This window comes from Enterococcus sp. UD-01, from assembly GCF_044909655.1.
In the GTDB taxonomy this organism is placed as follows: domain Bacteria; phylum Bacillota; class Bacilli; order Lactobacillales; family Enterococcaceae; genus Enterococcus_L.
The window spans coordinates 102,436-117,420 of the sequence record NZ_JBIYEU010000004.1 but is presented as its reverse complement, the minus strand read 5'-3'; the positions used below and the strand labels follow the sequence as shown (position 1 = coordinate 117,420).

The 14,985-nt window shown below is 30.4% G+C and carries 10 protein-coding genes; 9 read left to right on the top strand and 1 reads right to left on the bottom strand.

Features of this window, described 5'->3' with window-relative positions; translation table 11 throughout:
- The first annotated feature begins 96 nt into the window (after window positions 1–96).
- The 7 genes from ABH902_RS05405 (at window position 97) to ABH902_RS05375 (ending at window position 9,235) form a co-directional block, all read left to right on the top strand.
- The gene (locus tag ABH902_RS05405; protein WP_404589530.1) at window positions 97–939 is read left to right on the top strand and encodes an HAD-IIB family hydrolase; all 843 of its coding nucleotides are present in this window, start codon (window positions 97–99) and stop codon (window positions 937–939) included.
- Window positions 936–2,150, top strand: a complete 1,215-nt coding sequence (locus tag ABH902_RS05400; protein WP_404589529.1) for a lanthionine synthetase LanC family protein — start codon at window positions 936–938, stop codon at window positions 2,148–2,150. The genes ABH902_RS05405 and ABH902_RS05400 overlap by 4 nt, the downstream gene beginning before the upstream one ends.
- A gap of 15 nt (window positions 2,151–2,165) precedes the next feature.
- A complete protein-coding gene (locus tag ABH902_RS05395; protein ID WP_404589528.1) occupies window positions 2,166–3,941 on the top strand; it encodes an ABC transporter ATP-binding protein in 1,776 nt (591 codons plus the stop codon).
- A 16-nt stretch (window positions 3,942–3,957) separates the two neighbouring features.
- Window positions 3,958–6,900 carry a thiopeptide-type bacteriocin biosynthesis protein gene (locus tag ABH902_RS05390; protein WP_404589527.1) on the top strand — a complete coding sequence of 981 codons (2,943 nt, stop codon included), beginning with the start codon at window positions 3,958–3,960 and terminating at the stop codon, window positions 6,898–6,900.
- 13 nt (window positions 6,901–6,913) lie between these two features.
- Complete coding sequence (locus ABH902_RS05385; RefSeq protein ID WP_404589526.1) at window positions 6,914–8,233, top strand: glycosyltransferase; 1,320 nt, start codon at window positions 6,914–6,916, stop codon at window positions 8,231–8,233.
- 1 nt (window position 8,234) lies between these two features.
- Window positions 8,235–8,942 (top strand): flavodoxin family protein, encoded by a 708-nt coding sequence (locus ABH902_RS05380; protein ID WP_404589525.1) that lies wholly within the window; start codon window positions 8,235–8,237, stop codon window positions 8,940–8,942.
- Between the two features lie 110 nt (window positions 8,943–9,052).
- Window positions 9,053–9,235 carry a hypothetical protein gene (locus ABH902_RS05375; RefSeq protein WP_404589524.1) on the top strand — a complete coding sequence of 61 codons (183 nt, stop codon included), beginning with the start codon at window positions 9,053–9,055 and terminating at the stop codon, window positions 9,233–9,235.
- Window positions 9,236–9,339: 104 nt separating this feature from the next.
- On the opposite strand, the gene ABH902_RS05370 is transcribed toward ABH902_RS05375, so the two are convergent.
- On the bottom strand, window positions 9,340–10,092 hold the full coding sequence (locus tag ABH902_RS05370) for a helix-turn-helix domain-containing protein (protein ID WP_404589523.1): 753 nt from the start codon (window positions 10,090–10,092) through the stop codon (window positions 9,340–9,342).
- Between the two features lie 850 nt (window positions 10,093–10,942).
- Here ABH902_RS05370 and ABH902_RS05365 point away from each other — a divergent pair.
- Together ABH902_RS05365 and ABH902_RS05360 are read left to right on the top strand one after the other, a co-directional pair.
- Window positions 10,943–12,826: a collagen-binding domain-containing protein gene (locus tag ABH902_RS05365; RefSeq protein WP_404589522.1), complete on the top strand. Its 1,884-nt coding sequence runs from the start codon at window positions 10,943–10,945 to the stop codon at window positions 12,824–12,826.
- Between the two features lie 299 nt (window positions 12,827–13,125).
- Window positions 13,126–14,979: a glucose PTS transporter subunit IIA gene (locus ABH902_RS05360; protein ID WP_404589521.1), complete on the top strand. Its 1,854-nt coding sequence runs from the start codon at window positions 13,126–13,128 to the stop codon at window positions 14,977–14,979.
- Window positions 14,980–14,985 lie beyond the last annotated feature (6 nt).

The following is a 14,985-nucleotide window of genomic DNA, read 5'->3' as shown; positions in this document are numbered from 1 at the left end:
TGTACAATTAATAATTGAAAGTATACAATATGAGTAACAAGCAATTCGAAGTTAGTATTTTAGATTTTGATGTAAGACCTAATGGGGGAAGGTAGAATGATAGATGTACCTAATATTATAGTAGCATCGGATTTAGACGGTACCATTTATAAAGATTCTGAAAAGCAAATAGACCCAAAAGTTATTGGTTTAATAGATTGTGTTTCTACGGCTGGAGGCTTGTTTTGCGTATGTTCAGGTAGGACTGTAAATGAAATTAATAATATTTTTTCAAAATATTTGTTTAAGAAAGAAATTGCTATGATTGGCAGCGGTGGAGTAGAATTATCATATGGAGGTCATAACTATCAATTATCTCAATATTCTTTAAATGAAATGAATAAGGTGATCGAAGAACTAGGTCATATTTTTTTAATTAATGTCTACACATCTGACAACAAGTATACTTGTCTTTTAAGAGATTCCCAATCTGTTTTGAAGGATATAGTTGAATCTATCATCCCGTCCTATTCGTCTCATAGTGTCAACTCTTTAATGTATAATTTTGTATCGAGATACTGTTATCAGCCATTTGTGAATTCCATAGAAAAGCCAATACTAAAATTAGAAATAGTTGGTAATGAACTAAACGTTACTGAAGAAATTGAAAAATTTTTTAAGGACAATAATTTTTATTTTATCAAAACAAGTAAGTATACTTTTGATTTAATAAATAATAATGTGAATAAGTTAACAGCTTTAAATTTATTAAAAAAAATTTGTAACTGTGAAAAGTTTTGGGTAATGGGAGATTACTATAATGATGTTTGTCTCTTCCAAAACGCAGACAAGGCTTTTATAGAATCCAATGCGCCTCTAGAAATAAAAAAGTATGCAAATAAAATTTTCGATTTCGGTTCATGGGCTGAGATTATCGATGATTTGGGGGAACTAAGATGATAAAATTGTATGAAAGGATAATTGAGATTGAAAAAAAAATGTATCGTATTTCTCAGAAAGAGAAATCTATTCTATTTTTACGGGATTATTCATTTTTCTTGATCGCTCTTATGGATACTGGAATAATTTCTAATAATGAAATATTAGAGAAAGCGATGATGAACCTTAAGAAAATAAATAGTAATATTAATATCATCTCAAATGATATTAGCTTGTGGTATGGATTATCAGGAATAGGAATGTTAACTAGAGAATTAAATAAATTTGGTCTAGCTGTAAATTTGCATAATCAAATTGTTGAAAGAGTTGAGGAGCTAAGCAGTGGTTACTATCTATCTAATTCGAATTATTTAAATAAAATACGAAATCATAGGTGGTTTGATTTATTTTATGGTATTACTGGAACAACAAAATTTTTATATGAATCGGGTAAAACTGAGACAGCTGATAAATTAGTTTTATTATTATCAGATTTTGTTTTAGAATCAAAATTTCTACACAAGTTAGATAGCCCTTTCTTGGAATATTCGGATTGTTACGATTTTGATAAATTTAATAGAGCGCATGAGAAAATGATAAACTTAGATATTTCTCATGGATTAGCAGCAGTTTTGTATATATTAAAGGAATCGAAAAAGAAAAACTTGAGTGTTCATTCTCAATCTATCAATAATGCCATTGAAAAACTTGAGATGGTCTATTTCTCTAAATTCAATTATGAAAATACTTACTTCATTAAAGAAATTTTTGAGAATTCGAAGATAGATTCAGATCGGCTAAAATTAACTTGGTCTAGAGGGGACATCCCTATATTGATATGTCTTCTAAAAAATAAGGATAGAAATGTAAGAGATTGGTTAAATAAGGAATTGTTGATTGATAATCTTATGAAGGGATTGGACACTGAAAACATAACGAAAACACTTAATTTTTGCTACGGAAGTTCGGGGATTTATTTTCAATTAAAAATTCTAAATGAATATTTTATAAAGGCATATAATCAGGTGTGTGTTCCTGAATTTATTTTAGAAGATATTCAAGAAAAGATAATTTTAAATTTAGATATGAATTGTTTTTTTAAGGAAAAGAATGCAAGCGCTTTAAATGTCGTGGATGGACTGTTATCAGTTTTAGTACCAATACTATTTAGTAAGAAAAAAACGATTGATATTAAAGAAACTTTCATAGCAAAAATGTTTTTAATTGATTAGATGAAGGTGGTTAATATGAAAGATACATATATCATAATAAGCAGAATGGTTAAACTAGCAGTTTCACTAAATAAAAAACATTTATTTGCTCTTCTTGTTATCAATATATTAAAACTTTACTTTCCTATAGCAATAATGTTAAATACGCAATTTATTGTCAATAATATTCAAAAAGGCACTCCATTCTTTTCAAATGCTTTTATAGGGTCCATCATCCTATTTTCATTGTTAAATATTTTTCTAGAGCTATTCAATAATTTAAATGGATATATTTCATCCAGATACTCGGATATTTTAAATTTTAAATTTTCTAAATTACAATTGGAAAAAATAAATAGACAACCTTTAGAAAGTTTTGAAGATCCTAAATTTTATGATTTAATTCAAAGAGCTGAACAAGCAGCGGGTATCTATCCATTTCAAATAATAATGACCTTTGCGAATATTTTTTCAATGTTATTAGCATCAATAAGTTATATCTTAATACTAGCGGCTTGGAAGTGGTGGACGATAATTTTAATATTTGTTTTCCCTCTTATCAGTAGTATTAAGACAATTAGGTTAAGTAAAGATGAATATCAAACAATGTATAATCGAACAAATTATGAAAGAAAAAGTTGGTATTATGCTAATCTTTTGAACAAAGACGAATATGTAAAAGAAACTAGATTATTTGCTTTGGAATCAAAATTTTTGAATAAATTTATTAAACTTAGAGAGATCTTTATTGAAGAAAATAAGAAAATGTATAGAAGACGAAATATATTCACATTCTTGATTTCTTTTGTGTCAATTTTGACGACGACTATTATCCTCTGTAATTTATTCTATGAAGCCTCTATTGGGAAACTTTTAATAGGTTCACTAATGACATATATTAATTCAATTTCTTCTTTAAAGACGAATTTTTCAAATATTATTAATAGTATTTTTGCAATCCATCAGCAATCTTTGTATGCGAAAAACATTTTAGATTTATTTGACTATGATGATAACTTAGCGATGGAAATAGAAACAAATAAAGACAAAATAAAGGTTAATCAAGTGGAGAGTATACAGATAAAAAATTTGAGCTTTCAGTATAATCGAAATACTGTTTACGCTTTAAAAAATATATATATTGACTTTAGAAAAGGTGAGAAATATGTAATCGTAGGGAAAAATGGCTCTGGGAAAAGCACATTAGTAAAAATTATACTAGGTTTTTATCATAACTATGAAGGAGAAATACTAATAAATAGCATTCCTCTAACTAAAATAGATTTGACTAGCTACAGAAACTGTATATCAGCAGTTTTTCAAGATTATGCTAAATATCAATTTACTGTAGAAGATTCCATATCTATTTCAGATAAGAATGACAAAAATGATTTGAAAATTTTAGAAGTAGCTAAACATGCTGGAGCATATTCATTTATTACTAGATTACCCAAAGAATTTAAACAACAATTAGGTAGTTGGTTTCAAGATGGCGTTCAACTTTCGGGTGGAGAATGGCAAAAATTATGTATTGCAAGGGCTTTTTATAAAGAGGATAGTTCGATTGTTGCATTAGACGAGCCTAGCAGTGCGTTAGATCCCATCTCGGAAGAAAAAATTTTTGAAAGCTATAATTTATTATCCAAGGAAAAAATAGGTATTTTTGTGACACATAGACTTAAAAATATTGAATTTGATGGAACCATTATTGTTCTCGATAATGGTGAAATAATTGAAAAGGGAACTCAAAAAGAATTGTTAAATAGGAAAGGTTTATTTTATAGATTATCAAATGCTAAGAAAAAATTCTAAATTAGGAGTGAGATAAATGCATTATGAAGTTCAAGATATGTTTATATATCGCAAAGCAGTGTTACCATTTGGTACAATACAAATTTTGTATCAAAATTTATCAAGTACAGAGTTTATTAATTATGTTAAATCTAATTATTATGATATTTTATATTCATTATCACCTAAATTAGCAAAATTTTTAGATAATAAAGATATGGACAAAGAGAAAGTAGCTATGACACTATATAAATATATATCTAGATGTTTTTCTCGTACTACACCCTATGCTTTGGCAGCGTCCGTTGGTATTGGGGAATTTAGTGGAGAAAATAATTTTTATGTGGATGATAATTCAGATGAAGTACGGATAGATGTTGACGGAGAATGGATTTTTTTGTTCAGTAAAATACTGGAAAAAGATTTATTTTTTGATTTGTATGTTAAGAAAAATAATACATTAATAAGCTTAAAGAAAAATATAATTAATACATGGGTCACTATTGAAAATACAAAAAACTTAAATAAAAATAATTTAATCTTGGATAAGACAAAGGCCTTATCTATTGTATTAAGTATGACTAAAGAATGGGTGAATGTATCAGAATTAATAGAAAAATTAATTGTGGAATATCCAAATGTAGAAGAAGTAGTTTTTCAAAATTTCTTAATGGAGTTGATAGAATCTGAAATTATTATATCAGACATTAGATGTGAACTTTTGAAGCCATGTATTTTGAATAATATCACTAAAGTTATAGAAAAATATTCTGGCAATTTAAAATTAGAATTCATAGGAAAAATTGCTATCGAGATTAGAAATTTAGAAAAAAGTAAAGAAGTAAAATTTGTTGAAAAGATAGAAGAAATTACTAGCCAAATGTCAGCTATATGCAAAAGTGAAAAATATTTGAATATAATAAGTAAATCCAGTGCTTCAATTAATATTGACAAAAATGTGAAAAAGGATATTAAAGATTTTGCTAGATTATTAACGAAAGTCACTGAACAAATATCTAAGCCCTTGAGCAGCTATAAAAATATTTTTTTAGAAAAATATGGTTGTAACATTGGAGTACCCATATTTGAAGCTCTTTATGATGAGGAAAAGCTACGTGACAAAGATGAAATTATCATACGTGATAATGATGTTTACAGGAGATTGCTAAGGAAAATAGCTCGAACAAGCATTGAAGCAAGTATAGATATTGCATTCTTAGATAATAAGTATGACTATCAGCCTCATCGTATACACAAGGGATTTGAAATAAGTTTATACCCGATAAAAAAGGAAATGGAAATGGAATACATTATATCACCTTTAGTAGGGAGCGATGGGATCTCAAAAATTTTTGGAAGATTTGATTCATTATTTGAAGAGACAATAAGTAAGAATTCAAAAACAATAATTGATAATAATAATTTTGAGACAATTGATTTAAAGTTTTTTCCAAAGGAAAAAACTTTATTGAATGTTATGAATACCCCAAATTTATCAAAGAAAACACTTTACTATGGAGCTTCGGATTCAGAAAATACAGATAAAGTAGATTTAAATGATATATATATTTACTTAGATGAAAGTAGCATATTTCATTTTGTAAATTCGAAAACTTATAAAGAAGTAATATTTAATGTAAATAGTATGATAAACATGAATTTTGCTCCACAAATATTAAAAAATATCATGACAATTACTAGTAAAAATGAAGTACAAATATTTGATCTATTTCATATTTTGAATTGCATTTGTATGGATATAGGTTTTTTGCCAGAAATAAGGTATAAGCAATTTATTGTTTCGACTAGAAAATTATATATTCATAAGGATTTGGAAATGGAACACATTATAAACAATTATAGTGAATGTAAAAAATATTTGAAAGAAATCATTGATTCTAGCTTCAATAGTAGTAAATGTTTTCTTGAAAATGGAGATAATAGAATTATTATTGATACAACTAATGATTTGGGTATGAAAATTTTATATAAAGAATTCAAAAATAATAATTTTATTCTTATCTCTGAAGTTCCATTTGATGAAGGAGATTTGATGATAAATGATGGAACTAATAGATATGTTGGGGAGTTTGTATTTCAACTTATTGATTATAAATATTGGGAAAAAGGTTCAAATTTGAAAGATTATATTTTACAAGATAAATTTTGCATCGAATCTAATAAATTTGTTCCTTATAAGAAGTATGTTTACTATAAAATATATTGTAGAAGTAGCAATCATGAATTGATTTTGAAAAATAATATTACAAATTGGATGAATGAGTTAGAAAGAAATAATTTGATTACAGGATATTTTTTTATAAGGTATAAAGATGATCAGGATCATTTAAGAGTTAGATTGATTTTGCGTGAGGATAGGGATATTAATGATCTTGTGGATGTTAACAGTTCATATACAAATGATTTATTATGCGAAAATATTATTTCAGACATACAAATAAGTACTTATGAAAGAGAAATATATAGATATGGAAGTCCTCAAATTTTAGATAAACTAGAAAAATTATTTTGTTTTGAGTCTGAGACTTTATGTTCTTGCATATATTTTCTTTCTAAACATGAAAAGAATAGCTTGTATTACTATATTGTAAATTATTATTTATACCTTTCCGGTTTACATAATAGGAGGCAAGTACAAATTTTAGAAAATTATAAACTTAAGAAAGTTTTTAGAAAAGAGTTTAATGATTTTCAGAACGAACTTCTGGATTTTCCAAAAAAGGATAATTTGCTGTTAAATAAATTGATAAGTACTTTTGAGAAAAATGATAAGGAAATTTCTGCAATACTAAAATACATTGAAAATAGTGAAAGTAGTATTGATGAAAAAAATAGTATTTTTTTATCTATATTTCATATGTTGCATAACCGATTAATAGGTATTGATAGAGAAAACGAAGAAAAAATTATGTCATTTGTTTCTAGAGCTATAAGAATTAATTATGAAAAGACAAAATAATGGGGGGATATATGTGAAAAAAACAGCTTTATTTTTTGGAGGGTGTTTTCTTAGTCATATAATGCCTTTAAAAAGTATCATAAAAACTTTAAAGAGTGAAGGATATTCCGTAATAGTACTGAATAGTGCAAGCCAAAAAGATATAATAGAATCATTTGGAGCAAACTTTAAGGAATATCCTTGCGATATTGATCAAATTAAGTATCGCGAAATTGAAACTAAGTACTTAAACCAATTAAAAGAAGCTCAGCATGATGGAGACGTACATTTATATTATGAGTTAATAACAAAAATAGGAGCAATTAGAATAAATAATTTTGATAAGAATATATTAAACAAGCTATCTGAAATTGCAGAAGCAGTTCAACCATCTATAATATTTTCAGATTCAATAAATTTATACGGAAAATATATTTCTGAGAAATTGAATATTGAATGCATAGGTTATATTACTAACAATATGTATAATACAAAATTCTTAACAACAAGAAATGGTTTTTTATGGAAAGTTTTTTCTAGAAGCTGGGGGATATCACACTTGTATAGTGATAGTTTTTTTGCGAATTATTGGAGTTATTTAGTTAATACATATAAGAATGTTGCTAACGAAAATAATATACCTTATATTCGACCTATGAAACATTTTGAACCAACAGGCAAGAAAAAAATTGTTTTTTCTAGTAAATATATTCAACCCAAAAGAGCTCTTGAAGAAAAAAAGAATTATTTTTTTATCCCTAATATTCATCAAGAAAAAGAAGATAGTATTGATGTAATAAATGATGGGTTAGCAACATTTTTAAATACAAAAAGGAAGGTTGTTTACATTGCACATGGATCATACTTAGATATTAATTTAGATAATTATATTCCATTGATAAAGTTATTGATTAATAATGATATAAAAATAGTAGTATCGACTGGCAAGTATAATGAACACTTTTTAAATCAGATGTCAGCAATTTCTTCGTCAAATAAAATGGTTTTTTGTGATGATTTTATTGATCAGAATTTTGTTTTAGGAAAAGCCGATTTATTTATAACACATGGAGGGATGAATAGTATTATGGAAGCAATTGGTAAGGAGGTGCCGATGCTACTTAATCCAGTTACTCCAGAACAACGTATTAATTCTTTAATAATAAATAATAAAAAGATTGGAATAACAAATTATAAAAGAACCAAATTCAAAACTACGGGAGAAGCAATTTTTGAATTATTAAATAACTCCATTTATAAAGAAAATCTCCACAAATTGAATATAAAAATAAATGAAGAATCAAAGAGCAGCAATTCGAAAAAGTTAATGGAATTTATAGAGAGTGGTGATTAAAATGTTTAAGATCTTTTCCTATTGTGGAAGCGCTCAAAACGTATCAATAACAAATAATATAGCTAAAGAATTTTTATTTCGACTTACCAATGAAATGATTGTAGAATATTCAATAAGACATTATAAATGCAATGAAATTCATATAAGCTTAGTAGATAGTTTGAATCAGTTTTTAATACCTGAAAAAGCGATGGATACTGATGATGACATGTTCATGCTTGCTCAACATATGCTTGAATCAAAATTAGTACTCTTTTCAACGCCAGTATATTTTAAAAATGTGAGTGCAGGCATGAAAATATTATTGGACAGGATCATTGGGTGGACGCATTCTTTTGAGTTAGTTGGAAAATATGGAGTTTGCATAGTTTGTGGTAGTCAAAATGGTTCTGAAGAAACAATGAAATACATGGAGGATTTCATGCTTAGATTAGGGTTAGGTACTATTCAATTTATTGAATACAATGCTAATAAGGATACTGAAGAAACATTGAATCAAAAAATAAATATTTCTGTACAATCAATTATTAAACGTGTAAACAATCTCTTGCCTCCACAACCAACACTTAAGCAAATAGAAATTTATAAGGACTATCAAACTTTATTTCAAACTAAAGGTATTAATGAAGTAGAATATAAGATATGGCAAAAAAAGGCCAAAATCTATAAAAATCTTTCTCTGGAAGAAATAATGAACAAAGAGTTTTAATTAATATTGACAGCGCTTTCTTTTTGGTTTAATCTTAAAGAAAGAAGTAAACTGGAATATATTGCATGAATTAAAGGCTTGCTAATTATAATAGTGAAAGGATGATCAAATTGGAAGAATTAAAAGATTTTGATTTAAATATCACTCAAGAACAAAATGTCAGTGCAACAAATATAGAACCAAGATCAACAAGTGTAGTAAGTACAGTTATCTGGTCTATAATTGGAATAAGTAATGCTACTACTCAGTTTGGTGGAGATCCTACCTGGACAGAAAATAGTAAATGTCGATAAAACAATAAATAATAAATTATTCCAGTTACTTTTTAGGAACTTTAAAACCGTTTCAATTAACTTTTTTATAGTTAATTGAAACGGTTTTAAAGTGTAAAATACGATCATTCACTCTTATTGAAATGTTCGTATAATGATTTATCAGAAATTAATAATTCGACTATATTGTTATCATCGATTACATTAATGCCGTGTCTTTTTAAAAATGTTACAAACTGAGGCAAAAATTTTTTTACTGAAGAGTCAAAATTAAGATTATAAATTTTATCTTTGCTACAGATTTGTAAATAAAACATATCAAAACTAAAATCAAAAGGCGAGAACCTTTGCTTAGTTTTGTAAACAATTTTTGCTGAAATAATATCTGAATACTCAATTTTTATAGTAGTTCGATTGTTGCTTAATAATTGTATAAGTTTAGGGAAATCCTTTTTTGAAAAATTTTTGATACGTATACCATCATTTTCTATTATCCAGTAATCATTAAAAGTTGTTGGAAATACGACAAGTATTCCGATAATAAAAATAAGTAAAAACAACCAAAATGGTTGATAACCGAAGCCTGTGAATAGAAGGCTAATAAATAGCCACACAACTAAAAACAAAAATCCTTTTTTTAGATTGTATTTACTCCCAACGAGGTAAGGCTTTTTGAAAAAAGGGCTACCTTGTACTAGCTCGTCTAATGAAATTCCATATAAATCTGAAAGAGCTAACAAATTATCAATAGATGGAACAGATGATCCATTTTCCCATTTGGAAACAGCTTGTGTAGAAATAAATAGTTTCTGTGCAATCTTTTCTTGGGTAAAACCATTCCTATTTCTTAAAGTTTTTAAAATATCTTGTAGTAGCATTTTAGATCCCTTCCTTTCTTTTTTCACTATCAGAGTACTATTTCTATCTATTTTAATCAATCAACTACTGGTTGATAAAGCAAAAATAAGAATATTGGGATCTTTTTTAGTAAATATTTGAGTATTTAAGATGCTAAATATCACTTTAGAAACAATCAGCATAGAAATTATAAGAGAGATACATCCAATGCTAAATCACTCATAATGTTAGGTTTAGTCTATCCTTTCCCCTATGCCCCACAATTTTTTGACCCAGATTTATATTTGGCGATTTTCTAGATTGATCCAGAAAATGACCCAGATTGAATTGACATTTCTTCAATTTCGTTGATACAGAAGAAGCTGTTAATAGTGATAGTAAGCTCTAATCATAAATAATGAAACTTAAATATATCAACAATTCTGCTGACCAAACAAAAGACGCTTTGAACAAATAAGAATTTGTTATCCCGCTCAAATGAGTGGGATTTTTTTTATCCGTCAAATCTAAATTATTTAAAGTATTGTGAGCGTGAGACAAAAGTAAATGACACTTTTGCTTCACGCTCTAAGTACGAATAAACGGTAGTCCAAAGTCAGGTTCTTCGGCAATTTCATAAAATTAGATCAATATAAAAAGCATATCGCTCGTTTTTGCTCCAATTGCTCGAACCTAAACAACTTTTGGCTCAACCGCTTTTTTTATTTACATATTTTCTAAGCTAATTTGTTGCTAATTGTTAGTCTGCCCTTTACTCTGTAAATATATTATCTAAATGGGATAATTCTTATTAAAAAAACAGTTTAATTATAAAAAAAAAGTGTAAAATGATGAATTGTTGAAGATAATTTCTCTAAGGAGGCATATAATATGCGTAGAAAAAAGAAAGCAGCAATCTTAATAGTTTTTGCTTTACTGCTCAACATATTAACTTCTGGAAGCACGGCCATTGCTGAAGATTATGTACCTAAAGATCCTGGTAGTATATACAATGATCTAACAGGAAATTATGGTTTATTGGGGATTGCCGGTCAATTCCATGTTTTTGCCAAAAATAAAACAACGGTAAATGCTCATACAGATGGAAATATTGCCACGCACGAACTGGATGCCAATGATAATTTTGGAACCAATCTTCACGAAGGCTACTTAAATGAAGAAATTAATTATATTCAAGTGACAGATTCGTTTATTAACTCATCAGGAGTTCCTACTGGTGAAACGCGGATTAATAAATTTGTAGTCGGGGCTAATGTAGCTGTTTCTGAAGAAGACGGTCATCCGACCGTTAATGGTTCACGATTGGATCATTTAACCTTTGATGATTTTTACCAAGATAAGCCAGGAAACACCTATATTAATTTTGATGAAGAATTTGCTAAGCTGAATACTGCGGCGGATACATTAACGAATTTAACACCAGTTAAAACTTTCACTTCAGCAGATTTCCCGGATATGAATAATCGAACGATTGATCTGACTGGTGCTTCCGATACAGGTTTTGTTTTGGTAAATATTGATGCAGCTGTTTTATCTCTGAACACGCCATTAAATATTATTAATCCGAATGACCAAGTAGTGGTTTTTAATGTTGTAAACGGCGGTACGGATTTTACTGTTCAGTCACCGATTAAATATAATGATCGGACCAATCATGAAACAGAAGATTTTTCAGATGCCAATATATCTTGGAACTTTGGGAATGCCATGACCAATTTAACGATTAACGCTCCGTTTCAAGGAACTATTTTAGCACCGAATGCTACGATTGACGTAAGACAAAGTCAGGATGGTACGATTATCGGAACGAATGTGATTTTAGATGCAGCAACCAATCGCTGGGATCCAAATGAAATTTTCCCGACTCCTAATGTGGAAACTTTAACTATTTCAGGAGAAAAAATCTGGAAAGACGACAATAATCTTGCAGGAGAACGACCTGATTCAATCACAGTTGAGCTATTGCAGAATGGAACTATTTATCAAACTCAGGTCGTCACTCCAGATGAAAATAACAGCTGGTTATATACTTTTAATGATCTGCCTAAATACGATGCTACAGGTAGTGAATATAGCTATGCGATTGCTGAAGAAACCGTTCCAGCGGATTATACCGTAGAGGTGGACGGCTACAATTTGATAAATACGTATAACGGAAGTGATGAATCCTCCAGCTCGACGGATACGACAGACACAACCGATACGTCAAGTACAACGGACACAACAAGTACAACGGATTCTACAGATAGCACGGACACAACAAGTACAACGAATTCTACAGATACCACAGATACAACAAGTACGACGGATTCTACAGATACCACAGATACAACAAGTACAACGGATTCTACAGATACCACGGACACAACAAGTACGACGGACTCTACAGATAGCACGGATACAACAAGTACGACGGACTCTACGGATACCACAGGCTCATCAAGTACTACCAGAGCCACAGATACCACAGGGACAACAAGTACCACGGAAACTACAGATGCCTCTACATCAGATCCAACTGAACCCACAAGTTCAACCGGCGAAGCAGTAATTTCTGGTAAAGGAGATTCCTATGATTCAGGACAACAGAATCAGTCAACAAGCTCTGAAGCTGATCAAAAAGAAGGGGAAAGTACGTCTGAGCAATATTTACTTAATACCGGCAGTACCTCAAGTAAATGGTTAGTTGCCACAGGACTAGTCCTAATTGCAGGGGTTATCACTATCATTATCTGGAGACGTAAACAAGCCTAATCGCTTACGCTTTATGCAATAACAAACCAACAGCAGCCCTAGATGTCCAAATAAGGCTACTGTTGGTTTTTATTTAAATAACAGATAGTTCTTTTGTTTAACGGATAAAATGAAAACAAGAGAAATTTAAAGCTTATCTTGACAAACCAAATTTTGGATGATAGTCTAAGTGTGTCGAAAGAAAATTTAGTAGGGTTCGTGACAGGTAAAGCTGGCAATGCCTAAAGAAAGTGTATTTTTTAATACGCTCTCTTTAGGCATTTTTTATTTGGACTTTGCGAAGGAGGAGTAGGTGTACAATGAATAATCGCGAGTTAGCGAAAATGATCCTTAAAGAAGTGGGAGGAGAAAATAACATTTCTAGTTTCACAAATTGTGTAACTAGATTACGCTTTCAGTTGAAGGATGAAAAAAAAGTAAACCAAGCAGAATTAGATCAACTGGATGGAGTTTTAGGGACGCAGTTTCAAGGCGGACAATTTCAAGTTATTCTCGGCGGAAAAGTAGTTAACGTTGCCAACGAGTTAACCGAAATGACGAACGTGACAAGTGAAGGTGAGCAACCAGAAGAAAAATCGCACGGCTTCGTTACAAATCTTTTGAATACGCTGTCGTCTATTTTAACGCCGGCTTTGCCACCGGTAATTGCTGGCGGGATTCTTAAAGGCTTTATTTTTATGTTTACTAATTTTGGCTGGGCGAACGGCACAAGTGATACGATCATCTTTCTAAATGGTTTATCCGATGCGATGTTTTATTTCTTCCCATTTTTATTAGCGGTTAGTTCAGCGAAAAAATTTAAAACGAATGAATATTTAGCACTGACATTAGCGGGCTTAATGATGTATCCGTTTGCGATTAGCGAAGGACAGCAATTTATGAAATTGTTTGGTGTACTACCGGTTGCAGTGGTTGATTACAGTGCATCTGTTTTGCCAATTGTCTTTTCAGTTTGGCTTTTAAAATATGTCAAACGCTTTTTTGATCGCCGTATTCCAGAAATGGTCAACATGGTATTTTCACCATTATTAACGCTAGTCATTACCGCGCCGATTGCAATGATTATTTTAGCGCCGTTAGGATATTATATTGGTGAGTATATTGCACTTGGTATTAAGTGGTTGATTGATTTTTCTCCTTGGCTGGCGGGCTTTATCGTAGGAGCTTCACGTCCGATCTTGGTATTAGGCGGTATGCATCACGCGTTAAATCCAATTGTTCAACAGGAAATTTCAAGCTTTGGTTCTTCGCAAATGCTGGCGATGACCTTCATGAGTACTTTAGCACAAGCAACCGCGCCGTTAATTGTTTATTTCAAAGTTAAAAAAGTTAAAGAAAAACAGGTGGCCCTATCTGCTGTTATTCCGGGATATATTGGAATTACCGAACCAGCGATTTATGGTGTGTTGGTTAAATATAAAGGCGCAATGATCGCTGCGTGTCTTGGCGGCGGTTTAGGTGCAGCAGTCAGTACTATGCTTGGCGGACGTAGCTTTGGTTTTGTAATGCCTGGTATTTTGTCGCTGCCTGCTTTCATGGGAGAAGGCTTTACTGGTATTTTAGTGGGAATTGTGGTTTCCGTCGTTTCGACAGCATTGCTGACATTTATTTTGTTGGATCGTTTTACAGCTAAAACAGCAGAAGGTCAAAGTGAAGAGGCGAATAAAACTGCCATAACTGAAGTGCAATCTGAAGATGAGTTAATTCAATCTCCTGTAATCGGTAAAATGATTGCTTTGGACACCCTTGATGATGCGACCTTCTCACAGGAAATCTTAGGTAAAACAGTAGCAGTTGAATCTGCAGACGGCAAAATTTATGCACCGTTTGACGGTGAAGTAAAAGCGGTCTTTCCAACAAAGCACGCAATCGGACTGGAAGCAAGCGACGGCGGGGTAGAAATGTTGATTCATGTTGGTTTAGACACAGTTACACTAGAAGGAGAAGGCTTTGATTTAAAGGTGGAGCAAGGAGCAAAAATCCGTAAAGGGGATGAGCTTTTATCTTTTGACCGAGCGTTCATTCAATCAAAAGAGCTGAATGATGCTGTGATTGTTGTAGTCACAAATTCTGAAAAATACAAAGCAGTCGACAAAACTTTAGCAGAAAAAGTTGATTTAACAGATCAGCTATTTGCAATAATAAATTATTAACAAATA

What these genes read in the sequence shown, in the direction of transcription:
- ABH902_RS05405 (WP_404589530.1), top strand. Translation starts at nt 97, where the DNA reads ATGATAGATGTACCTAATATTATAGTAGCATCGGATTTAGACGGTACC.
- ABH902_RS05400 (WP_404589529.1), top strand. Translation starts at nt 936, where the DNA reads ATGATAAAATTGTATGAAAGGATAATTGAGATTGAAAAAAAAATGTAT.
- ABH902_RS05395 (WP_404589528.1), top strand. Translation starts at nt 2,166, where the DNA reads ATGAAAGATACATATATCATAATAAGCAGAATGGTTAAACTAGCAGTT.
- ABH902_RS05390 (WP_404589527.1), top strand. Translation starts at nt 3,958, where the DNA reads ATGCATTATGAAGTTCAAGATATGTTTATATATCGCAAAGCAGTGTTA.
- ABH902_RS05380 (WP_404589525.1), top strand. Translation starts at nt 8,235, where the DNA reads ATGTTTAAGATCTTTTCCTATTGTGGAAGCGCTCAAAACGTATCAATA.
- ABH902_RS05370 (WP_404589523.1), bottom strand. Translation starts at nt 10,092, where the DNA reads ATGCTACTACAAGATATTTTAAAAACTTTAAGAAATAGGAATGGTTTT.
- ABH902_RS05365 (WP_404589522.1), top strand. Translation starts at nt 10,943, where the DNA reads ATGCGTAGAAAAAAGAAAGCAGCAATCTTAATAGTTTTTGCTTTACTG.
- ABH902_RS05360 (WP_404589521.1), top strand. Translation starts at nt 13,126, where the DNA reads ATGAATAATCGCGAGTTAGCGAAAATGATCCTTAAAGAAGTGGGAGGA.